The sequence below is a fragment of the Labrenzia sp. THAF82 genome (genome assembly GCF_009363435.1).
Taxonomy (GTDB): domain Bacteria; phylum Pseudomonadota; class Alphaproteobacteria; order Rhizobiales; family Stappiaceae; genus Roseibium; species Roseibium porphyridii.
The window spans coordinates 2,542,658-2,565,384 of sequence record NZ_CP045354.1; the positions used below are offsets into that span (position 1 = coordinate 2,542,658).

At 53.3% G+C, this 22,727-nt stretch carries 21 protein-coding genes; 5 read left to right on the forward strand and 16 right to left on the reverse strand.

The genetic code is table 11. The features are described from left to right. Positions 1 to 147 precede the first annotated feature (147 nt). The 6 genes from FIV00_RS11940 to FIV00_RS11965 form a co-directional block, all read right to left on the reverse strand. Complete coding sequence (locus FIV00_RS11940; protein WP_152500954.1) at positions 148 to 1,323, reverse strand: VWA domain-containing protein; 1,176 nt, start codon at positions 1,321 to 1,323, stop codon at positions 148 to 150. Between the two features lie 108 nt (positions 1,324 to 1,431). Then, a complete protein-coding gene (locus tag FIV00_RS11945) occupies positions 1,432 to 2,478 on the reverse strand; it encodes a YcjF family protein (RefSeq protein WP_152500955.1) in 1,047 nt (348 codons plus the stop codon). Continuing rightward, positions 2,475 to 3,968, reverse strand: coding sequence for a YcjX family protein (locus tag FIV00_RS11950; RefSeq protein ID WP_152500956.1), 1,494 nt, complete (start codon positions 3,966 to 3,968; stop codon positions 2,475 to 2,477). Before FIV00_RS11950 ends, FIV00_RS11945 begins: the two co-directional genes overlap by 4 nt. Before the next feature lie 83 nt (positions 3,969 to 4,051). Continuing rightward, positions 4,052 to 4,576: a histidine phosphatase family protein gene (locus FIV00_RS11955; protein ID WP_152500957.1), complete on the reverse strand. Its 525-nt coding sequence runs from the start codon at positions 4,574 to 4,576 to the stop codon at positions 4,052 to 4,054. A 39-nt stretch (positions 4,577 to 4,615) separates the two neighbouring features. Then, positions 4,616 to 5,158 carry a hypothetical protein gene (locus FIV00_RS11960; RefSeq protein ID WP_209006898.1) on the reverse strand — a complete coding sequence of 181 codons (543 nt, stop codon included), beginning with the start codon at positions 5,156 to 5,158 and terminating at the stop codon, positions 4,616 to 4,618. A gap of 9 nt (positions 5,159 to 5,167) precedes the next feature. Further along, positions 5,168 to 6,013, reverse strand: coding sequence for a MoxR family ATPase (locus FIV00_RS11965; protein ID WP_152500958.1), 846 nt, complete (start codon positions 6,011 to 6,013; stop codon positions 5,168 to 5,170). Positions 6,014 to 6,325: 312 nt separating this feature from the next. On the opposite strand from FIV00_RS11965, the gene FIV00_RS11970 reads away from it, so the two are divergent. The 3 genes from FIV00_RS11970 (at position 6,326) to FIV00_RS11980 (ending at position 11,183) form a co-directional block, all read left to right on the forward strand. Continuing rightward, positions 6,326 to 7,708, forward strand: a complete 1,383-nt coding sequence (locus FIV00_RS11970; RefSeq protein WP_152500959.1) for a flagellar hook protein FlgE — start codon at positions 6,326 to 6,328, stop codon at positions 7,706 to 7,708. A 74-nt stretch (positions 7,709 to 7,782) separates the two neighbouring features. Further along, entirely contained in the window at positions 7,783 to 9,636 is a 1,854-nt protein-coding gene (flgK, locus tag FIV00_RS11975) for a flagellar hook-associated protein FlgK (RefSeq protein WP_152500960.1), read from the forward strand. A gap of 11 nt (positions 9,637 to 9,647) precedes the next feature. Then, positions 9,648 to 11,183, forward strand: a complete 1,536-nt coding sequence (locus tag FIV00_RS11980) for a flagellar protein (RefSeq protein WP_152500961.1) — start codon at positions 9,648 to 9,650, stop codon at positions 11,181 to 11,183. A 101-nt stretch (positions 11,184 to 11,284) separates the two neighbouring features. Here the strand turns inward: FIV00_RS11980 and flaF are convergent, their stop codons facing one another. The 10 genes from flaF to FIV00_RS12030 form a co-directional block, all read right to left on the reverse strand. Next, positions 11,285 to 11,659, reverse strand: coding sequence for a flagellar biosynthesis regulator FlaF (gene flaF, locus FIV00_RS11985; protein ID WP_152500962.1), 375 nt, complete (start codon positions 11,657 to 11,659; stop codon positions 11,285 to 11,287). Next, positions 11,541 to 12,035: a flagellar biosynthesis repressor FlbT gene (gene flbT, locus FIV00_RS11990; protein ID WP_152500963.1), complete on the reverse strand. Its 495-nt coding sequence runs from the start codon at positions 12,033 to 12,035 to the stop codon at positions 11,541 to 11,543. Before flbT ends, flaF begins: the two co-directional genes overlap by 119 nt. 91 nt (positions 12,036 to 12,126) lie before the next feature. Continuing rightward, positions 12,127 to 13,620, reverse strand: a complete 1,494-nt coding sequence (locus FIV00_RS11995; RefSeq protein WP_152500964.1) for a flagellin — start codon at positions 13,618 to 13,620, stop codon at positions 12,127 to 12,129. A 289-nt stretch (positions 13,621 to 13,909) separates the two neighbouring features. Further along, positions 13,910 to 15,406, reverse strand: a complete 1,497-nt coding sequence (locus FIV00_RS12000) for a flagellin (protein WP_152500965.1) — start codon at positions 15,404 to 15,406, stop codon at positions 13,910 to 13,912. A 250-nt stretch (positions 15,407 to 15,656) separates the two neighbouring features. Further along, the gene (locus FIV00_RS12005) at positions 15,657 to 16,811 is read right to left on the reverse strand and encodes a flagellin (protein WP_152500966.1); all 1,155 of its coding nucleotides are present in this window, start codon (positions 16,809 to 16,811) and stop codon (positions 15,657 to 15,659) included. Between the two features lie 193 nt (positions 16,812 to 17,004). Then, positions 17,005 to 18,159 carry a flagellin gene (locus FIV00_RS12010; protein ID WP_152500967.1) on the reverse strand — a complete coding sequence of 385 codons (1,155 nt, stop codon included), beginning with the start codon at positions 18,157 to 18,159 and terminating at the stop codon, positions 17,005 to 17,007. Between the two features lie 409 nt (positions 18,160 to 18,568). Next, positions 18,569 to 18,961, reverse strand: a complete 393-nt coding sequence (locus FIV00_RS12015; RefSeq protein WP_152500968.1) for a hypothetical protein — start codon at positions 18,959 to 18,961, stop codon at positions 18,569 to 18,571. Between the two features lie 265 nt (positions 18,962 to 19,226). Further along, positions 19,227 to 19,721, reverse strand: a complete 495-nt coding sequence (locus tag FIV00_RS12020; protein WP_209006900.1) for a hypothetical protein — start codon at positions 19,719 to 19,721, stop codon at positions 19,227 to 19,229. Beyond that, positions 19,718 to 20,026, reverse strand: a complete 309-nt coding sequence (locus FIV00_RS12025; RefSeq protein ID WP_152500969.1) for a rod-binding protein — start codon at positions 20,024 to 20,026, stop codon at positions 19,718 to 19,720. The genes FIV00_RS12020 and FIV00_RS12025 overlap by 4 nt, the downstream gene beginning before the upstream one ends. Positions 20,027 to 20,028: 2 nt before the next feature. Beyond that, positions 20,029 to 21,114, reverse strand: a complete 1,086-nt coding sequence (locus FIV00_RS12030; RefSeq protein WP_152504236.1) for a flagellar basal body P-ring protein FlgI — start codon at positions 21,112 to 21,114, stop codon at positions 20,029 to 20,031. 384 nt (positions 21,115 to 21,498) lie between these two features. Here FIV00_RS12030 and FIV00_RS12035 point away from each other — a divergent pair, with 384 nt between their 5' ends. Together FIV00_RS12035 and dksA are read left to right on the forward strand one after the other, a co-directional pair. Next, complete coding sequence (locus FIV00_RS12035) at positions 21,499 to 21,918, forward strand: flagellar assembly protein FliX (RefSeq protein ID WP_152500970.1); 420 nt, start codon at positions 21,499 to 21,501, stop codon at positions 21,916 to 21,918. A 165-nt stretch (positions 21,919 to 22,083) separates the two neighbouring features. Further along, complete coding sequence (dksA, locus tag FIV00_RS12040; protein WP_152500971.1) at positions 22,084 to 22,500, forward strand: RNA polymerase-binding protein DksA; 417 nt, start codon at positions 22,084 to 22,086, stop codon at positions 22,498 to 22,500. The last annotated feature ends 227 nt before the right edge of the window (positions 22,501 to 22,727 follow it).

A 22,727-nucleotide genomic window follows, 5' to 3' on the forward strand; every position in this document is an offset into this window, starting at 1 on the left:
ACTGATCTGCACTATGTGTGTGCGCCGGCAATGAGACCCGTCAAGGATTTTTGGGGGGCAAGAGCAGGACGCTATTTCGAACTTGCGCAAACGATGCGGATTTGTTGATCCATCGACGCGGAATTCGTGAGGCTTTTGGCGCAGTGATCAACGCGCCAATTCCTTCATGGCCTCCGAGAGACCCTCGACGGTCATCGGGAACATGCGACTTTCCATGAGTTCGTTCAGCATTTGTATGGAATGTGTGTAGGTCCAATGTTCTTCGCGCACGGGGTTCAACCACACTGCACTTTTGTAGAGGCCTGTCACGCGCTGCATCCATGTCGCCCCGGCTTCTTCATTCCAATGCTCGACAGACCCTCCCGGATAGGCAATTTCATAAGGGCTCATCGATGCATCGCCGACAAAGATGATCTTGTAGTCGGCCGGATATTTGTGCAGCACATCCATGGTTGGAATGCGTTCCGTGTGGCGGCGGCGATTTTCTTTCCAGACATATTCATAGAGGCAATTGTGGAAATAGAAATGCTCCATGACCTTGAATTCAGACCGCGCCGCTGAAAACAGTTCTTCGCAAACCCTGATGTGGTCGTCCATCGAACCGCCGATATCGAAGAACAAAAGCACTTTGACTGCATTGTGCCGTTCCGGACGCATCTTAATGTCCAAAAGCCCTTTATGTGCGGTAGACCGGATGGTGTCATCGAGATCAAGCTCATCTGCCGCGCCTGTTCTTGCAAAATTGCGCAGGCGTTTCAGGGTGACTTGAATGTTTCGTGTGCCGAGGAGCTGGTTGTCATCCAGATCCTTGAAGTCTCTCTTGTCCCAGACCTTGACCGCACGCCGGTGCCGACTTTCGTGCTGACCGATGCGCACCCCTTCGGGATTGTAACCATAAGCGCCAAAGGGCGACGTGCCGGCGGTGCCGATCCATTTGTTTCCGCCCTGATGGCGCTTTTGTTGCTCTTTCAGGCGTTCGCGCAGAGTTTCCATCAATTTGTCGAAACCACCCAAGGCTTCGATCTGCGCTTTCTCTTCTTCGCTCAGGTGCTTTTCTGCCAGGCGGCGGAGCCATTCTTCGGGAATGTCTTCAGAGGGAACCTCGCTCAGAAGATCAAGACCTTTGAAGACGTGTCCAAAAACGCGATCAAACTTATCCAGGTTGCCTTCATCCTTCACCAGGCAAAGGCGCGCCAGATAGTAGAAGTCTTCAACGCTTTTTTCCGCAAGATCATTGTCCAATGCTTCCATGAGCGTGAGATATTCCCGCAAGGAAACCGGAACGCCGGCAGCTTTCAGCTCAGAAAAGAAATTGATGAACATTTCAGGAAATTATCCGGCTACCGGGGGCATGTCGAGCCAATGCGCAACAGGGCCGACAGGCAACACTGTTTCAACGGGGGAGGTTATGAGCCAACCTTTGGGCGGAATCTAGTTGGTGTCTTGTGGGTCTTCCTTTTTTGCCAGAGACACCAATTCACCCATGAAGTCGGAAATTGAAGGTCCGGTTCCGGAGACGAAAGGTGCAGGTCTACAGACATCGATTGCCGCGATGCCGATGCGAGCAGTCAGGAGCCCGTTTACGACACCTTCGCCGAGCCGTGCGGACAAGCGCGCGGCCAGTCCGTGACCGAGAACCTGCGAGGCCAGGCTGTCGCCAGCCGCCATGCCTCCTGTCACCGCAAGGTGCGTGAGAACCTGCCTTGCCAAGCGCAGGAAGCCGAGTGTTCCAGGGCGTCCGCCATAAAGTGCAGAGAGGCGGCGTATGGTTCTCAGATTTTCAAAAAGGACTGCAAGGAGGTCGACCAGCGCGCGTGGGCTGACGGCCGTGACGATGGACACCCGTTTGGCGCTGTTCATCACAATACGCCTTGCTTCGAGGTCGAGCGGACCTAAGAGGTCCCGCTCCGCAAGTTTGATCAGGTCCCGGCCATCGATCACTTCACGCATGTGACCGGCCAGAGCCTTGCGACCCTGCGCCGTTTCCGGTCTGTCGCGATAAAGAGCCAAGAGTTCTTTCAGTCCACTTGTCGCGGCGCTGGCATTGTCGTTTTCAGCAGCTTCGGACAGTCTTTCACGCAACTTGTCGATTTTTCCAAGGCGCATCAGTCCGGCGACTTCACGCAAAGCCAACCCCAACAAACCGAGTGCGGCAAGCGTTGCGAGTGCAACGCCCAGCCATCCCAGCCAGTCAGTGCGGGCAAAAAGATCCCGGATCAGACTATCGACAGCCAGACCGATTGTCAGCGATACGAGGCCGGACAGCCCGATCATCAGCCACTTGCCGAATTTGAAGCCGGACTTGGGTGTGCTGGCAGTCCGTGGCAGGCGCGGTTCCTCGTCTTCCAGAAAGGCCTGGGTAATGAGTGCCTCGTCAGCCGAAGGCATCTTGTCTTCGTCGTCGGTCAGGCGAACCTTGCGGTCCTCAAGTCGAAACGCTGTCGGACGACGTCCAGCAGGGGGAGGGGTTCCGGTCATGCGAGTCGATCTCCGATCAGGAATTCCAGGGCACGGTCCAATCGAATATGCGGAAGCGACAAGGTGAGACCCTCTGCCGTTGTGTCCAGTTCCGGTGGTCTGAATCTCAGAAACTGAAGATCTGCTTGAGCAGATTGAAAGTTTGGTCGAACCCCTTCATGCAGTGATTCATCTTTGTCAAAAAGTGATTCAGGATCCTGGGGTAAGTCTCCGGGAAACATCGCGATTTCGGTTCTGCCGTCATAGGTGTCTCCGTTCAATCGCTCGCCAGGCAGGGGTGTTCCCAAAATAGCAGGCAATGCCTCGCCGCGGTGTTTGACCGTGGCTTCGCGTGTCGCGCGCACTGCAGCCATGGCCAGGACGTCGACTTCAGCGCCTTTAAACCTGGCTTTTTCTTCAGCCCTTGAGACCAGCCTCTTCAAAATTGCCTCGAGCCGGTCGTGGTCTGAGCTGTGAAGGTGATCCGCTTTGGTTGCGGCAAACAAGATCCGGTCGATGCGGCGCGTTAGGATTGACGACAACCAACTTCGCTTGCCTGGCCTGAAAGCGCCAAGCACTTCGCTGAGCGCGACCTCTAGATCTGCCACCGCGTCGGGACCGGCATTAAGGGCGTTCAAAACATCGACAAGCACGATCTGGCGATCCAGTCGGGCGAAGTGGTTGCGGAAAAAGGGGCGAACGACATGGGCTTTGTAGGCCTCATAACGCCGCTCCATCATAGAACGCAACGTGCCGGCCCGCGCTGCACCGGCGTCTGCGGGAAAGTCCAATGGTGCAAAGGTCAGGGCTGGGGAGCCGTCCAGATCGCCGGGCATGAGGAAGCGTCCTGGCGGCAGCATGGAAAGAGCGTGCGTGTCGGCTCTGCATCCGGCAAGGTAACTCTTGAATGCCGCAGAGAGTTCCTGGGCTGCCGGTTCGTTTTCCTCCGTGTCGGGTGACATTTTGCCGACGACTTCCAGAAAAGGAGACGCGATTTCAATGCGGTTTGTTGCGCGGGCGCGCTGTAAGGCTTCTGCCGAAAAAGTGGCGTAATCCTTGTTCAGCAGCGGCAGATCCAGCAGCCATTCACCGGGATAGTCGATCAAATCGACATGCAGGCGACCTGGACCCAGCTTGCGATAGAAATAGGACGCGCTCTCATAGTCTATTGTCAGCCGAAGCTCAGCAACTTGCCGGGTCGAATCCGGCCAGACCCGATCATCGACCAGGGCGCGCACGTGGGCTTCGTAGTCGAAGCGTGGAACTGCGTCATCGGGTTGCGGCTGCAGGCGGGCACCGGTCATCCTGTGTCCGGCAGCTGCGCTGAAGACAGGAAGCCGGCCGCCGTGGACCAGATTGTGGACAAGAGCGGTCAGGAAAACTGTTTTGCCCGAGCGGGCAAGTCCGGTCACCCCGAGCCTTACGCTTGGTACTGCAAGATCGGTTGCAGCATCCGCCAGGTTGGCCAAGGTAAGACGGGTTTCCTCCGTCAATGTGGTCAATGGGTTCAAAATCGCCTCCAGCGCGTTCATGTAAGCGCGGGCAGGGGCCGGATCAACGGGAAATCAGTTGGAAAAGGGTCTGAGACGACACCCTAATCTGGTTCGTCCTTGAGGTCTCTCGGTTTGACAAATCGTTCCAGGTGACCGGTTTTGGGTCCCAACTCTGACCAGTCCGCAATATCAAAGTCCAGAACAGACAGCGCTGCGGTCGGATATTTTTCTTCAAGATCAGCCAAAGCCTCCGGCGCTGCCGTGCCTGTCAAACTGAGGGCTGTATCCTCGGTGGCTGGATTGTGACCGATGACCATCAGGTTTTGCGCTCTGCCGCCATACTTGCGTATCAGCGGTGTGTAGTCGTCTTCGCTTTGCCGGTAGAGATCCGAGATGAGGTGGATCTGCGCTTCCTGCGGCAAAAACTGCAGAACGCGTGAAAGTGTTTCTCGAGTGCGCTGCGACGTTGAGCACATAATCTGATTTGGCAGGAGGCCGTTTTGTTGAAGGTAGCGACCCATTTTCATGGCTGCAGTCTTGCCGCGGCTGTTTAGTGGACGATCAATATCTTCCAGATCGTCGTCGCCCCAGTCCGACTTTGCATGTCTGAGAAGAAGTAGCCGCATGACGCTTCCAGTTGTTGGGTTGCCGTTTGGTGCCGTGCGTCAGTTCTGATCGGCCAATGCGCTTGTGAAGACTTCGATGGCCGGTCCGACTTCAGCTTCTTGAGTCGGCAGTGTATAGGAAAGCCAGAGCGTATAGTCAGCGTCTGTCCCGGAAAAATACCACAAAGTCTCGCAAAGACTTGTTGGTGTCCAGTTGCGGGTACGGAATGAAATGCCGGTGGAAGCTGCCCCGCTCAACGTGATTGGCTCAAAACCTGCTGCCTTGTAGCTTCTGGAAAAGGTAAGGGCTTCGCGACGCCCGGTGCCTTGAGTGTGTTTGCGCAACACAGCGGTGATGCCATCGCGGCCCGTGTAGATGCAGCTTGCCTGACTGACGGCATCGCCTTCCATGACTTTGATGCGCGAGAACGCACCGATCGTGTCAGGACAACGCAACCCGGTAAAATGACGAAGTCCACTGACATCACTCTGCCACCCGGCATCCTTTTCCGGTGGAACCTGTGCCACAGCCGACCCTTGCGTCACAGCGATCGCCAGAGCCAGGCCCGAAACCATACGCAGGACTGAATGCCGTTTCGACAAAAAAGTCTCCTAGGATCGTTCGCGCCGTGCCATGAAGGCAAGACGCTCGAATAGATGCACGTCCTGTTCGTTTTTCAAGAGTGCGCCGTGCAGCGGTGGTATCAGTTTGGAGCTATCTTGTTGACGAAGGGTTTCCGGATCAATGTCTTCATTTAGCAGCAATTTGATCCAGTCGATCAGTTCCGAAGTGGATGGCTTTTTCTTTAGTCCCGGCACGTCCCGCACATCATAAAAGAGACGCAAGGCTTCCGATAGCAAGCGCTGCTTGATGCCTGGAAAATGAACCTCGACGATATCGGTCATGGTTTCGGCGTCCGGGAACTTGATGAAATGGAAAAAGCACCGGCGAAGAAAGGCGTCCGGCAGGTCTTTTTCATTGTTGGAAGTGATGATCACGACCGGACGCTGCCTGGCACGAACCGTTTCGCCTGTCTCGTAGACGTGAAATTCCATCCGATCGAGTTCGAGGAGCAAATCGTTCGGGAACTCGATATCTGCTTTGTCGACCTCGTCAATCAACAGCACGGGTCTTTCAGGCGCTTCAAAGGCATCCCAAAGTTTGCCCCTTCGAATGTAATTTTTGATGTCCTTGACCCGCTCGTCCCCAAGTTGACTGTCGCGCAATCGGGATACTGCGTCGTATTCGTAAAGCCCCTGTTGAGCTTTGGTCGTCGATTTGACGTGCCATTCTATCAAGGGCGTGTTCAGACTTGCCGCCACCTGCTGTGCGAGGACGGTCTTGCCGGTTCCCGGTTCACCTTTGACCAGGAGTGGCCGTTCAAGTGCTATCGCAGCATTGACTGCGATCCTCAGATCCTCGGTCGCGACGTAGTTTTCAGTTCCCTCAAAGCGCATTTGGTCGTCCGTTCAACTTGAATTTCCGGCGAAAGTGACAGGACGTTGAGAAGGACGCAAGCCCACAAAAGGAATGCAATGGGGCCTGGCTTCAAGCGGACAGACTTGCCCATCGCGGGGGGAAGAAATTGCCTTCCTGTCCGATCCTTGCCGGGGTGATGGACTGCCGCTTACACTATTGAAATGAGTTAAATTACTGGAAAATATATATTTTTCTTGAAGTGTGTGAGTTGGCACGTCCCTTGCGGGTATGTGGCGGATTATGGGCGCAAGCCCGCGTCAGCAGTGCCCGAGCTATCAAGAGGACCGAATATGGGTATTTATGGGGCTATCAACTCAGCCGTTTCCGGACTGGCTGCGCAGGCAACAGCACTGGAAAACATTTCCGGTAATGTTGCCAACTCGCAGACCACCGGTTTCAAGCGGTTGGATACTACCTTCTCCGATCTTGTGTCCGGTGGCGGTGCCACGCAGGCTGCGCAGGTTTCCGGTACGACCTTTGCCACATCGCGCGCAACCAACACAGTGCAGGGCGATATCACGTCTGTCGATGTGGACACCTACATGGCGATTAACGGCGAAGGCTACTTTGTCGTGACGCAGGCATCGGATGTTGTCGATGGGTCGACAACCTTTGCCGATGAGACCTATTACACCCGCGCGGGCGACTTCGAGCGGGATAAGGAAGGTTATCTGATCAATGCGTCAGGCTATTACCTTCAGGGTTTCCCGCTTGATCCGGACACTGGCAATGCCATTGGCGACAATCCAACAGTTGTCCGAATCGAGAATCAGCCGCTCTCGGCATCTGCGACAACCACCGTTGAATATCAAGCCAACCTTCCGCGCATTCCGGACACGACCGACTATGACGGCACTACTGATGCGTCCGCCCTTTTGGATGCAGGTGTCGGTACCAGTGACATTGCTGTGGCGGATGAGCAAGACTTTCTCGATACTTCCGTTTCTGGCGGTTCGATTACCATTTACAATGAAAATGGTACTGCGATGAATGTCGAAGTTCGCTATGCAAAAACGGCGAACTACAACTCAACCGGTCCGGTCTTTGATGAGTGGACGATGTATATCGGCTCCGGAGGCGATGCGACCAACGCCTGGTACGACGTAGGTGATGTCACCTTCGATACAACAGGTGAGCTGAACGGTATGACAGCTGGCTCTATCGGCACTGTCAACGGTACCAGCGACGGCTTCACAATTGCGTCTCTCAATATCGGCGGAACGACTGCAGCGAATGTTGAGTTCTCCTTCGCTAATGGGTCGTTGACGCAATATTCAGATCCCGATGGAACGACGAGTTCTGTGTCCCTCGATCAGGACGGCTATCCTGCCGGTGAACTGACCGGCGTTGCGGTGGACGAATCCGGCCGCGTTATCGCCAGTTACTCCAACAGTCAGCAACGCGCGGTTTATGAAATCCCATTGGCGACTTTCGAAGCTGAGCAGAACCTTCGGCGTGTCGACGGTGCCGGTTTTGCCGCCACAACGTCCTCCGGCGAGGCGGACTTGACCGGTGGTGGTCAGATCCTGGCCAAAAAACTCGAACTTTCCAATGCCGACATTGCCGATGAATTCTCGAAGCTGATCGTTACTCAGCAGGCCTATTCGGCAAATTCGCGGATTGTTACGTCCGCGGACGAGATGTTGGACAGCGCGCTCAACATGGTCCGGTAAGACCATCAACGCCGGCGGGTCTGCCCGCCGGCTTTTCTGGCTAAGTCGCAGCGTTTTACGAAGGAGAAGCCGCCATGGGTCTGATGAGTGCCATGAATACCGCGGTCTTCGGGATTCAATACAATCAGCGTCAGTTGGATGTAACGGCAACCAACATCGCAAACGCGGATACAGCCGGGTATTCCAAGAAAACGATTTCAGCCGAGGTTTATTTCGATGGGCTCGGCAACGTAGCTGGTATGAATGCGACGGAAGTCCGTCGCGTCATGAACGAATATGTTCAAGCCGACTACTTCAATTCTTTGTCGGATACGAACTACGCAAAACAAATCAACGACTTTACAGACCGTCTCGACGATATTTTCGGTACGATCAATGACAGCAGTAGTCTGACATCCCTTGCCGGACAATTGTCCTCCGCATTGTCTGTCCTGATCAATGATCCGGGAAATTTTGCGGCCCAGAATGATGTTGTGTCGATTGCAGATTCCTTCGCAAGGCAACTCAACAGCTCATACGAGCGCATTGACGATCTGCGTCAGGAAGCCGACAACGCACTTTCAACACAGACCGACACCGTCAACGGGCTTTTGAAGAGCATCGAAGACATCGATGATGCTATTCGAGATGCCTATCAGTCCGGCATTTCGACCGCTGACATGGAAGACGAGCGGGATCGGCTGGTCGAGCAGCTTTCAGGGTATCTTGATGTCAATGTCTCCAAAGGCGCAAACGAGACCTTGTTCATCCAGACAGCTGATGGGCAGCAGCTTTATGCGGACAACCAGGCCTCCACACTGAGCTTCACACCGTCCCACATCCTGCGGCCGGGAGAACCCGGCAACACGGTAATGGTAACGACACCTGGCGGCACGTCGTATGATCTGATCGCTGCCTCGAACTCTGGCGCAATGGTGGCGACGGCGGAGCTGCGTGACGACATACTTGTCGAGGCTCAGGCGCAGCTGGACACGATCGCCGCGGAAATGTCTCTGGCATTTTCCAACGTGACCGTTGAGAGTAGCGACGTCACCGTTGGCCTGGACAGCGGTTTTGATTTGGATGTCTCTGCGCTTCAGTCAGGCAATACAATTACCCTGGAGTACACGGACACTGGCGGTGTCGCCCAAACGGTAACATTGGTTGCTGTTGAAGATGCGTCGCTTTTGCCGCTCGACAATTCAGCAACCGCCAATCCGAATGACACAGTATTCGGGATAGACATTTCAAGCGGAACACCGTCGACCTACATCACCAACATCGTCGCCGCACTTGGCAGCACAGGCTTGCTGGTCAGCAACAACGGTTCCGACGAGTTGCGTGTCCTTGGCGATAATACAGGTCCGACCACAGTTGAAAGCCTGAATGCAAATGTGACTGTGACCGCCAATAGCGATCAAGGCCTTGGACTGGCAATCTTTGTCGATAGCCGGGATTCCCCTGTTGAGTTCACCGACGCGCTGGAAGATGGCGGTCAAAGGCTCTCCTACGCGAACAGCATCGCGATCAATCCAGATCTCTTGGCCGACAGTGCACTGCTGGTCAATTACCAGACAACCCCGACTGCAAATACTGCCAATGATCCGGCGCGTGCCCAGTTTCTCGCTAGTGCCCTAACATCGTCATCGACCTATTTCGATCCTGACACAGGCATCGGTAGCGGCTCTACCCCATTCCAGGGCAGTGTCATCGATTTCGTCAATCAGACAGTTTCGTACCAGGGAAACCAGGCTGAAGACGCTGCGACCTATGCAAAGTCAAAAGAGACGCTGACCATGAACCTCGCGATCCGCTACGAAGAGAGCTATGCGGTCGATCTGGATACAGAACTAGCCTTCATGGTTCAGCTGGAAAACGCCTACGCGGCCAATGCCCGCGTGATGCAGACCATCAACGAGCTCTTCGATGAGCTTCTGAATATCGTCTAAGGTTTAGTGTAATGCCTGTCTCGTCCATTACCACATCCCGGACTTACCTGACCCAGCAGCTGGGTGCGCTGAATGACAAGCTTGCGGAAAAGACTACGCAGCTTGCAAGCGGCAAGGTGGGATCGACCTACGGAGAAATCGGCGACCGGCGCTTGCTCGATATCGAGTTGACCCAGAAAGTCAGCATGATCGAAACCTATCAGCAGACGATCACGGTCGCGAACCTTCATCTGGAAACGGCGACGATGTCGCTGGAACGGCTCGAAGACATCCGGCGAGATGCCAAATCGGCGCTCGATACCAATGACTTTGTCATTCAAGACGACGGACAGACGCAAACGCAATCCCGTGCCGAGCTGCTGTTGAGCGAGACCCTGAATATTCTGAATACCGAGATCGCTGGCTATTATGTGTTTGGCGGCACGGATTCCGTCAACGATCCTGTGGTACCGCTCGATGACATCTTGAACGGGTCAGGGTCGCTGTCAGGACTGCGCGACTACATGGACGAGTTTGCGTCGGCTAACCTTGGGTCTGGCAACACCGGCAGAACGACGACCTCCGCTTTGACCACGAATTATGCAGGTCTGGTGCCGACGGATTCCACCTTCACGATCGCTGAGGACGGAGCGCACGACTTCGGATTTGATATTGCCTCGGTGACGTCCACACTTTCCAATGTCGCTATCACCGGTCCGCTGGCAGCCGATCCGGACAGTTTCGATGTACAGTTTACCGGTCAACCAGCCTTGGGCGAAACCATTTCCGTAGAACTAAGCCTGCCGCCCGATCACACCGAGACCATCTCGATTGAGTTCACTGCCGCTTCAAATACGGAAGAGGAGGGGACCTTTCAGATCGGTGCCGATCTTGAAGAGACTGCCCAGAACCTGCGAGACGCGCTGGCTACCGAGATCGAAGCACAAGCGCAAACAACGCTGCGGGCTGTCTCAGATGAATGGGCGGCAGAAGAGTTTTTCAGCACCTACAACGGTGAGGAGCCCCAGCGCATCGACGGCCCGCCCTATGACACGGCAACCGCACTGACTGCGGGTGGATCGACAACGGTGGAGTGGTACACCGGTCGCAATACAACAACAACAGACCCGAGAACCGACAAGAATGCTGTCGTCGACCGCAATCTAACTGTTGAATACGGGATGCGCGCGAACGAAACGCCTCTCAAGGAGTTGGTGCAGTCCCTGGCCGCATTTGTCGCTGCCGACTTTTCTGGCGGAACCCAGACTGACGAAGAGTACTACAACGCGCTTTCTTCGAAACTTCGGACCACGCTGCAACCACCAGGTGTCGATCAATCGGGGATCGTCGATATGTCGACAGATATTGCCATCTCCTACCGAACCGCATCCATGACCAACGACCGTCACGTTCAAATCAAAAGTAGCTACGAGGGAACGATTGCAGAGATTGAAGGTGTCGACAAAGATCAGCTGGCGGCAGAAATTCTGACATTGCAAAACAATATCGAAGTTTCCTACAGGGCATCGTCGATTGTATTCAATCTGAGCCTCTCCGATTATCTCTGATCAGCTGTTCCGGGATCAGCGGACAAGTCTGAAGCAAACAGGAATTAAAAAAAGGCCAGTCGCTGTGCGCACCGGCCTTTTTTGATTTTGAAACTGTTTGCCTATTCGGGTTGGGCTCTTAGGCCTTCTGCAATGGCTCTGTTGATGCTGATAAGCGAAGAAACCTTGTTAGGGTCATCTGAAGACATCACACTCACGGTTTGCCTGAAAACGAAAACGCCCAGTGATGCGATGTTGTTTTTGATGTCCTGAGGCAACTGACTTTCAGCGCCAGTCGCAGACGTTACGAGAATTGTCCAAAGCTTTCGATTATAGGTGAGCACGTCGTCCTTTTCCGCGAGGGAGGCGTCTGCCCATTCATCCTTGATCAATTGAAGCCGGGCTGCGGCTTTCATCAGCAGATTCGCTTCCAGTTCCCTCGGTGACACTGCCACCTGGCTGGTCTTCTGATAAGCCTGCGCTGCCTGTTTGTACATGACCGATCAGCGTCCCTTCATACTCAATGAGCTTGCGTGCTTCTTTCAGTGCTTTATAGAAGGCGCCGGTTAGGATGGCGTTACTAATTCTTGTAACGTATGGAATCGTACTCGGTGCGGCCTTCACGATATCGTTGACGAGGGTGAAGTAGTTCTCCTGAATCCTCTCCAAGTCGGTAGACAAATACATCAGCTGCACGGCCAAATAGACCCGTTTGGCTGGCGTATCCGCAGTGGCCGGCGTGAGAATGTCCTTTTCTCGCAGAATAGGTGCCTGGCCTTCGATAAAAAGGCGAGTCCGCTGGTTATCATTCGTAATGACACTGTCACCAATGATAATTCGCTCGCCCGGTTTTAGCTCGACCTTGAGCGCCATTCTGTGACCTCCACACATGAGTATCGCCATGAAACGTTAACGAATTGGTTAACGACCATCACTGATACCTTAATGAAATTTACCAACTGTGTTAACCAAACAGGCTCAATACGCTCTGATCTGCCTGGTTCGCGAGGGACAGAGCAGTCGAGGAGAGCTGCTGGCGTGTCTGCAGAGCCAGCATGTTGGCACCTTCTTCGTTCATGTCGGCAATGGTGAGCTCACCTGCGCCAACCTCAAGCGTATTGATCAGGTTCTGGGTGAAATCGGTTCGTACTTCAACAGTCGATAATGATGTACCCATCGCACGTGCAGCGTTCCTTAGTTCATCGAGAGCTGCGTTAATTGCCTGAAGCGTTCGGTCGATATCGGTGTCGGTTTTGAACTCCGAAGCAGCAGCCGACAGACTAACAGTGCCGGTACTGGCTCCAAGCGTTCCCCTATTGAAATCCGAGTTGTTACTGGTGATGTCGAACGACACTTCACCGATCAAACTTATGCTGCCGCCAGAAAAAGACGCGTCCAATCCTTTGACATTGTCAATGAAACTGACAAGGTCACTAACGGTTGTTTCATCGTCAATTTCCAAAGAGGCTGGTTCAAACCCGTTGCCGTCCGTAATGGTAATGGTGTCGCCAGCCTGAAAACCACCTGAAGAAACGAGCGTTGAGGACGCGGTCAAAGCAGAAACTGATAGCGAGGTCGTACCTGTTGTGGCATCGCCACCATTCGTTTGAGAACCGCCGCCTGCAGTGTTCTTCTGGATTGAAACCGTATTGTCGAGACCGGATGTAATGGAGATGGAATCCGTAGATTCATCGAATGTTGCATGGACACCGTTCAGTCCGTCCAGGGCATCAACGTAGTCTTGAACAGTTGTAATTGTGGTACCCACAGTCAGCGATGTGGTTCCGGAACTGTCCACGATTGTCACAACATCACCAGCTGACCAAGCGCCAAGGTCAGTCAAGTTTGAAGATGCTTGTAACCCGGAAAGCGAAATGGTTGCAGTGCCACCAAAGATATCAAATGCAGAAGTTCCTGTTCCACCGGGGTCAAGATCGTCCAGATTAAGCCCGTCATCGAGCGAAGCGTCTGTAAAGTCGACTGGTTCGACTGTCAGGTTCGACGTGCTGTCTTCGTTGAAGATAACTTCAAGTTCGTTGCCAGCGCCTGCTAGAAGGTTTTTACCCTTGTAGCTGGAATCGCGGGCCATGTCCTCGATTTGCTCAAGGAGATCATTGTACTGACTTGTAAACTGCTTGCGCTCGTATTCGCTCGACGTTTGAAGCGCTTGGTTGGCGATCGCTTTGGCCGATTCAACCAGTTTTGTGATCGATGTGATGCCCTTATCCGCAGCGCGAATGGTTTGAACGGCCTGCCCCATGTTGTCCAGAAGATTGGAAAGATCGCTGGCTCTGTCATTTAGTGACTGTGCCGTAAAGAACGAATTGGGGTTGTCGAGTGCCGTGTTGACTTTCAGCCCCGTGGCCAGCCGCGTTTGCGTTACTGATTGAAGGTCGGCTGTTTGCTTGAGCGACAGGAGATTGTCCCGGACCGCGCTGGAAAGAACAATATCAGGCATGAGACTTCACCGTTTTTCCTATTCAGTACACTCAAAGGGGCGTTCTTGATTTTTCAAGATGAGTTCGCACCCTGGTCGTAAATCTAAATGGAAAGTTAAGCGGTCATGCACTCATTAACCTGCTGTAAATAAAAGTTACCAAAAGCTTTCTTTTAACGTGTTGATTTTTCGTGTGATTTTTTTGAGTCGAAATTCAGTAATCGAGAACAAAAACAAAAACGGCGGACCGAGGGCCCGCCGTTTCTGATTGTCAGCTTGTGAGTCGTGCGTCTGACTGATTCTCTTTTTATTAGAAGAGAGATAGCACTGTCTGATCCGCCTGCGATGCGAAGGACAGTGATGTCGAAGCCAGCTGCTGCCTGGTCTGAAGCGCCAGCAGGTTTGCACCTTCTTCGTTGGTATCAGCCAAGGTCAAGAGACCTGCACCTTCCTGCAAAGTATTGATCATCGTCTTTGTGTAGTCTTGACGGATCTCAACAGTCGAAAGATTTGTACCGAATTCAGAAGCCTGGGATCTCAAATTTGAGAGCGCAGTGTTAAGGCGGTCTACGACGCGGTTGATGTCATTGTCAGTGGCAAAGCCACTGTCACTTAGTGCTGCGACGCTGACACCAGTGGTGTTCGCTGTAAAGGCGGAAGACGCGAAGTCGGTGCTGTCACTTGTCAACGACAAATCTGTGTCCGACTGGATCGATAGCAGGCCGGAGCCGGTGTCGAATGAAGCGTTGACACCATTGAAGTCATCAATGAAGTCTTCCAGATCCTGAACGGTGGTATCCGCTTCAATTTCGAGCGAGCCGAGTTCGAAGTCGTTGCCGTCAGTCAGTGTCAAGGTATCGCCAACAGCGAAGGAGCCGCTGTCTGCAAGAACGGCGGTATCAGCCGCAAACGCCGTTGCCGCAACCGTGGCAAATGATGCGCCTGCTGTACTCGTGCTGAAGGAAAGGTCTTCATCACTATAGACAGTCAGCTCACCATTGGTCTCGTCAAACTCAGCACGGACACCTGCGATACCGTTCAAGTTGTCGATCAGGTCTTGAACCGTCACGCCTGCGGTAGCTTGCAGAGTGCCACCTGTAACAGCGGCCGGCGTCGCGGCTCCGTCAAAGAGCGTCAGCGTTGCGCTTGCCGCGATCAGAGTGGAGTCGGACAAGGTTGAGCTTGAATTCAGGCTTGGTCCACCGGTTGAAGATTCAAGCGTAATGGTGGTTTTTCCGCCTTGAAGTGTGAAGGAGGTAGCGCCTCCCTGACCTTCTGCAAGATCTGTAAGGTTCAGGCCGTTCGAAAGCGTGGTGTCAGTATAGTCAACAGCTTCGATGGTCAATTTTGACGTCGAGTCTTCGTTGAAAATCGTTGTCAGGTCGTTTCCGTCGCCAGCGAGCAGGTTTTTGCCCTTGTAGGAGCTGTCCTTCGCAACGTCTTCGATTTGCTCCAGGAGATCGTTGTACTGTTCTGCGAAAGTCTTCCGCTCATACTGACTTTGTGTCTGCAGTGCCTGGTTGGCTTTTGCTTTCGCAGTTTCGACAAGGTCGGTGATAGTCTGGATACCTTTGTCGGCCGCCTTGATGGTCTGAAGCGATTGGCCCATGTCATCCAGAAGATTGCCCAAGTCACTGGCGCGGGAATTCAGGCCGGATGCAGTGAAGAAGGAATTCGGATTGTCCAGCGCGGAGTTCACTTTCAATCCAGTCGCCAGTTTGTTCTGGACGCCGGACATCATGTCTGCGGTGGATTGAAGCGTGAGAAGGTTCTGCCGCACGGCAGCTGACAGGGTGATGTCCTGCATCTGATAATTCCCTTTCCTGGGTCACAATGTACTTCTGCTCTTCCTGAGCAGGTTGATTAGGATCATCTCCTGTTAACCCTAATCATTGGTTAATTGGATCGCATTATAGGGTTAACGAGGTGTTAACGCCTTGAAGTCGATAGCGATTTTGGAAAGGATGGGGGGAGAGGGCAGCTTTTGCGAACAAAGTGCCTAAAAGCAAAAAAGGCGAGCCGAAGCCCGCCTTTTCAGTGATATTTTTGTGTCTGACTTAGAACAGTCGCAGCACGTTCTGGTCTGCCTGAGCTGCCAGAGACAGCGAAGTAGAGGCAAGAGATTGCTGGGTCTGAAGGGCCAGCAGGTTTGCACCCTCTTCGTTTGTATCTGCCAGTGTCAGTTTACCGGCACCTTCTTCCAAGGTGTTGATCAAGGCATTCGTAAAGTCCTGCCGATTCTCAACAATGGAGAGGTTGGTACCAAAAGTAGAGGCTTGAGCACGTAGCGTGTTCTGAGCACTCGTCAGGCTGTCCAAAGTGGATTCGATTTTTGAATCTGATGAGAAGCCGTTCGTCGTTGAGTGAGTGGACGAAATGGCCGTGAAACCACTTGCATCCGAATCAACGGTGACTTCATAGTCCGCAGTAATCGCAACCGAACCGGCCGAGAAAGTAGCGCTTACATCAGCACTGCTGTCGTCGAGGAAGTCAGTAAGATCTTGAACAGTAGTGGACGCAGTAATTTCCAGGGAACCGAGTTCCGTTCCGGTGCTGTCTGTCAGGGTCAGCGTGTCCCCGGCAGTAAAGTCATCGTCTGAAACGAGCGTGTCACCTGCAGTCAAAGCTGTGGTGGCCGTACCGTTGGTCAAGGCAATGGACGCGGTGCCACTGTCCCCGGATGCTAGGTCAGAGAGACTGAGCCCGGTCGAGCTGGAAGTGTCAGTAAAGTCGACAGCAGAAATCGACAGTGAAGACGTACCATCTTCATTGAAGATAACCGACAGATCGTTACCTGTACCACCCAGCAGGTTCTTGCCCTTATAACCGGAATCTTTCGCCAGATCCTCGATCTGGGTCAAGAGTTCGTTGTATTCAGAAGCAAATTGCTGGCGTTCTGACTGGCTGGATGTCTGCAGAGCCTGGTTGGCCTTCGCTTTCGCTGCATCCACAAGATCTGATATCGCACTGATACCTTTGTCGGCTGCCTTCAATGTCTGAACCGATTGGCCCATGTCGTCCAGCAGGGTCGACAAGTCGTTCGCACGGTTTTCCAGACCTTTAGCCGTGAAGAATGAATTCGGATTATCAAGGGCCGAATTCACTTTCTTGCCCGTTGCAAGTTTTTCCTGCACGGAGCTCATCAGCTGAGAAGTGGATTGAAGTGCGTTAAGGTTCGAGCGCACAGCACTCGAAATAGTAATGTCTGGCATTTTGTTTCCCTTCTAGGAATACGAGATACTCAAACCCTTCCTGGGTTCGGGAAACATCAAGCCGCCTATCTAGGAAACAACCTGTAAAGATATTTGGTTAGCGCTATTTAACCTTAATACTTGGTAAGCAAAGAGAAGGCGGCGAACCTTTCGGTCGCCGCCCATAATGTTCCTTCTGCTGAAGGCGAGGGGCTTAGAAGAGCCGCAGCACGTTCTGGTCTGCCTGTGCTGCCAGGGACAGCGAGGTAGAAGCCAGTGTCTGCTGAGTCTGCAGAGCCAGAAGGTTTGCACCTTCTTCGTTAGTGTCCGCCAGGGTCAACTTGCCAGCACCTTCTTCCAAAGTGTTGATCAAAGACTTGGTGAAGTCCTGTCGGTTCTCAACAATGGAAAGGTTTGTACCGAACGTTGAAGCCTGAGAACGAAGAGTGTTCTGTGCGCTTGTCAAACTGTCCAGAGTCGACTCGATCTTGGAGTCTGACGAGAACCCATTTGTCGTTGAGTGTGTTGTGGACACTGCAGTGAAGCCGCTGGCATCTGAATCAACGGTGACTTCATAGTCAGCCGTGATGGCAACCGAACCCGCCGAGAAAGAAGCGCTGACATCAGTGCTGCTGTCATCGAGGAAGTCGGTCAGGTCCTGAACCGTGGTAGATGCTGTGATTTCCAGAGAGCCGAGCTCTGTGCCGGTGCTGTCCGTCAAGGTCAGCGTATCACCTGCTGTGAAATCATCATCGGACACCAGTGTGTCACCGGCGGTCAGGGCTGTCGTAGCTGTACCATTGGTCAGAGCTATGGAAGCTGTACCGCTGTCGCCAGCTGCAAGGTCCGATAGATTCAAGCCAGCTGAGCTGGTTGTATCTGTGTAGTCAACGGACGTGATCGACAGCGAAGAAGAACCATCTTCGTTGAAGGTCACCGAAAGGTCGTTGCCGGTTCCGCCAAGCAGGTTTTTGCCGCCGTAACCAGCATCACCCGCCAAATCTTCAATCTGCGTCAGAAGTTCATTGTATTCTGAAGCATATTGTTGGCGTTCTGACTGGCTGGACGTTTGCAGAGCCTGGTTCGCCTTTGCTTTCGCTGCGTCAACCAGGTCCGAAATCGCGCTGATACCTTTATCCGCTGCTTTCAGGTTCTGAACCGACTGGCCCATGTCATCGAGCAGGGTGGACAGGTCGTTTGCACGGTTTTCAAGGCCTTGGGCCGTGAAGAAAGAATTCGGATTGTCCAGAGCCGAATTCACTTTTTTGCCGGTTGAAAGCCGTTCCTGCACGGAGCTCATCAGCTGAGAAGTAGCCTGAAGAGAATTGAGGTTCGTGCGCACCGCGCTAGAAATGGTGATATCACCCATCACAGAGTTCCTTCTGTAGTATTGACGCCATTCTTCCTGAATGACTTGGGAACACTGTCAGTTAAACTTATATCGAATCCTAAGTAATTTGGTTAGTGCGTTTTAACTTTAAGTATATGTAAAAAAATATAGTTAACTTGCTTGGTTAATTCTTATTTTTTACTTATAGTTAAGGTAGAGTAAACAAGCTGATTCATAAGAAGAATCAGGGTGTTTTATTCTTAATTCAAAAAGTGGGGGGAGGGATTTGCCGGAAAGAGTGCTGTCAGATTCAGTGCCGAGATAATCTTGAAACCGACTAACAAGCGTCGATGTACGCACCTGTCCGCGACTTTACTCCCGCGGAGAGCAGCTCTGCACAGTGCTGTTAGCGTGACTTGAGGGCGATAGAATGCGTGCGAACTTCTTGTTAGGCCGTGCGTTCTAGGATCTGAGATCTAGGGGAGGGCTGCTGCTGATCCATTGTTTCTGCGTATGCGCGCAGCCTGCGAAGGGTTTCGCTTGGAACCTGGCGCACGACTTCACCTGTGTCGATGTTTGTGGCGACATAGATGAAGCTGCCGCTTTCCGGATCGGCAACATTTCGTCTCTCGAGCCGTTGAGCCTTGTCTTCAAACAAAGAACGCTCATTCTCATAAGTCGCAGATCGTTGACTGCCGGAAGATTCGCTAGACGGCGTAACTGTCTCTTCAGCAGGCAACTCGGTTGCCGCAGCAGATTGGTTTCTTTCCGGAGCCCGTGTAGCCGGCGTGATCGCCGTGTAGGTCGGCGATGGCGGCCGGGCAATTCCCGTATCCAACATCTTTCCCTCCGGGTTACGAAATACAAATACCCGTTACCTATGCAAGATAACGCATGGGAATGAATCCTCCGTTAACGGAATGATTAGATTTGGATAGACCTTTGCGTTGCAGGTTGTAGGTGTTCCTGATTCGTTGCTGTGCTTGGTTGCAGAGGAAAGTGCGCCTCAGGGAAACCTTCTGTCCACACGCTTGAACAAAAAGGCTCTCCGTAAGAGAGCCTTGTATTTGTTTGCAATTTTTGTTTCGCAGGAACGTGCTACCGGCCTATAGCGCTTGATTGACCGCGATGCCTCGCGCTGATTGTGGGCCCTCGGGAGCTGCGCCGGTTCGGCCATATGTGGTTGGAGCGGTGGCGTTTTTAGCTCCCGCTGCCTTGGCAACAGTTGCGACCAGATTGGTGGCGACGTCCCGTGCCGTCGACAACACAGCCAAGTTTATTCTGAGAACCGGCTGAAACTCCCCATGCTGTCTTCTCAGGGACTGAGTGGCTGCCGGGGCGAGGTTGCCAAGAGCTACGGCATGTTCCTTGGCGGTCATCATTCCGCGCGTATATTCGTGGATCAGCCGTGCCTTGTCCGCTTGCAGCTCACCGGCTTCTTTCAGTTTCCCGGCTCTGACAAGGTCGGTTTCCATCTCTATCACCGACAGAAGTGCTTCCATTGTGCCAGACAATGCAGAGCAAAAGCCTTCGGCTTCTTGAGGACTGCTCGGCCGATCAAGGGAAAACGGGAAAGAAGTGTTGTTCGGTTGAGCTGTCATCTGGACCCCTCCTGCAGAGCAATCAGTTCGCGTTCGACACTGTCGGCCAGCCCGATGCCGCCGGATTCAGCGATCGTACGAGCGTATTCGTCAATCAAGAGGCTTTGCCACGCATCTGCCCCATGACCCTTGCCCCAGGTTCCACCTTCGCCGAGCCCGGTGAACATGTTCTGAAGCATTGTGTTCAGGAACACGGCTTCGAATTCTTCAGCCGCCTGGCGGACTTCTGTCTTGTCAGAGGTAACGTTGTTTTGAGGATTGGTTTGCGGTGGCAGTTGGTTCAGAGCGGTCGAAAAAAGTTCCATGATTACAGCACCTCGATATCCGCTTGAAGAGCACCAGAGGCTTTGATTGCCTGCAGGATTGAAATCATGTCACGAGGGCCGATGCCCAGGGCATTCAATCCGTCAACAAGTTGCTTCAAAGTGACTGTTTCAGGAACGATCGCGAGCTTTGTTCCATCCTCGTCCACACCAACCTCCGAGCGCGGCACAACTGCTGTCTGACCGTTTGCGAAGGGAAGAGGTTGAGATACTTGCGGCGATTCTGCAATCGTTACAGTCAAGTTGCCCTGAGCGACCGCAACCATCGAGACCTTCACATCCTGCCCCATCACGATAATGCCGGAGTTTTCATCGATCACGATCCGGGCTGCCAAATCCGGTTCGACAATCAACTGTTCGATGTCGGTCAAAAGATCGACAATATTGCCATCGTATTGACGTGGAAGATCAAGGCGAACTGTCGAGGGATCCAACGGTTCCGCCGTTGGCATGCCGATGAGTTCGTTGATGGAAAGTGCGATCCGGCGCGCCGTTGTCAGGTCGGGATTGCGAAGGGCGAGACGCAGCGTAGTCAGAGACGCGAGCCTGAACTCCAGTTCCCGTTCAACAAGGCCGCCGTTTGCGATCCGGCCAGATGTTGGCACGCCGCGCACCACAGACGCTGCATCGGCCTGGGCGGAGAAGCCACCGATTGCAACGGATCCTTGTGCAATAGCATAGACTTCGCCATCGGCGCCAACCAGCGGCGTCACAAGGAGCGTTCCACCTTGCAGCGATTCAGAATCGCCAAGTGCACTCACATTGACGTCTATCCGGGTTCCTTGCGTGGCAAAGGGCGGCAGGTTTGCCGTAACCATCACTGCCGCGACCGTGTCGGTATTCAGATCCACGTTTCTTGTGTTGACGCCCAACCGTTCAAGCATTGCCTGCAGGCTCTGCTGGGTAAACGGGGCATTGTTAAGCGAGTCGCCGGTGCCGTTCAGGCCGACAACAAGACCGTAGCCGATCAACTGGTTTTCACGAATTCCCTCAAAGTCGGCGATATCCTTGATCCGGGAAGCCGCTGACGCCGGCGTCAAAAGCCAGACGGTCACTGCGCAAAGGACCATAAACAGCAGCGTAAGCTGCGTTTTCCATCCAGAATGTGTTTTGCCCGACTGTCGCATAAGCTGTTTCTGATCCGTCTCGTAAACCCTGGTCAAACTTGGCGGTTCGCTTGTTTGCCAATTGCGTAATGCGAGAGCCGTGCCAGTTTTCCAAGTGTGTTCGGACATGGATAAAAAATGACGGGATTCTGCGCCGGATGCTGGTATGTTTGTGGCGATATCCACGCAAACTTCATGTATTGAGTTGATGAAACACCTTGTGGGCCCGGCAAATATTGCCTGATGTGCAAGGACTCATTTACCCTTACCGGCAGAATCTGACAGGCTCCGGGAACGCGCAATCAACTTGGTGCCATTTGTGCCGCAAGGCGGACTGGAAGAACCAATATGCGGATTACAGGCAATAAACCGATCACAGGCGTGCAGGGCAGGGGCGCAAAAAAGCGAACCGACGCAGGTTCGGATAGTTTTGCGCCTGATTTGGGTTCTGAGGTAACTCAAAGCGCGCAAACTGCAGGCGGCGCGGCAATCCAGGGGATGGACGCATTGCTCGCCTTGCAGGAAGTCGATGCGCTTTCAGAGCGGCGCAGGAAAGCGGCCAAACACGGACATCAGCTGTTGGATAACCTTGAAACTCTGCGGGCCGACCTTCTTGGAGGACATCTATCTGAAGACCGCCTGGAGTTGCTGTCTCGTCAGGTGTCGGACCGCCAGAATAGCGGCGATCCGCAGGTCGATTCGGTTCTTGAAGAGATCGAATTGCGAGTGAAAGTGGAACTTGCAAAGCTCGGCCGATTCCCGGATTGAAGCCCATCGTCCCAAATCAAAATTTCCATATAAATGCGTGCAATTCGGTGCAACAGGTTGAAAGTTATTAACTTTCTTTAATCTGTGTTTTCGCAAATGAACCGTTGTCGACTGGAGGAACCGGCTATATATTGCGCCCGGCATAACGGTAAACCGGAGCTATCGATGACGGTTGAAATTGAGTCTGAATATCGACCCTCGGAAGACGAGCCGTTCATGAACGACAGGCAGCGTGAGTATTTTCGAAACAAGCTGCTTGCCTGGAAGGAAGAGATCCTGAAAGAGAGCAAAGAGACGCTCACAAATCTTCAGGAAGAAAGCCAGAACCATCCCGATTTTGCTGACCGTGCGTCGTCTGAAACGGATCGCTCGATTGAGCTGCGTGCCCGGGACCGTCAACGGAAACTGATTTCGAAGATCGATGACGCTTTGGAACGTATTGCGGACGGGAGTTATGGCTATTGCGAGGAGACTGGCGAACCGATTGCAATTCGGCGCCTGGAAGCTCGACCGATTGCGACCCTGTCCATTGAGGCTCAGGAAGCGCATGAACGTCGGGAAAAGGTCTATCGCGACGACTGAATTCCGGAAAACGGCCGATCCGCTGAACTACAAGGCGGATCCGAAAGACTTTCAGAACCTTCCCTAAACGGGAAGGTTTTTTTTGTTCTGATGTCCGAATGTCGGACCCATGGCACGTGGCAACTGATATTGCTCACGTCGCACAGGAAAGCCCGGGCGGGCCTTCAAGCCCGCCCAAGTGGTCTGATGACAGCTTGCTCAGAAACTGAGAGAGCAAACCTACAACT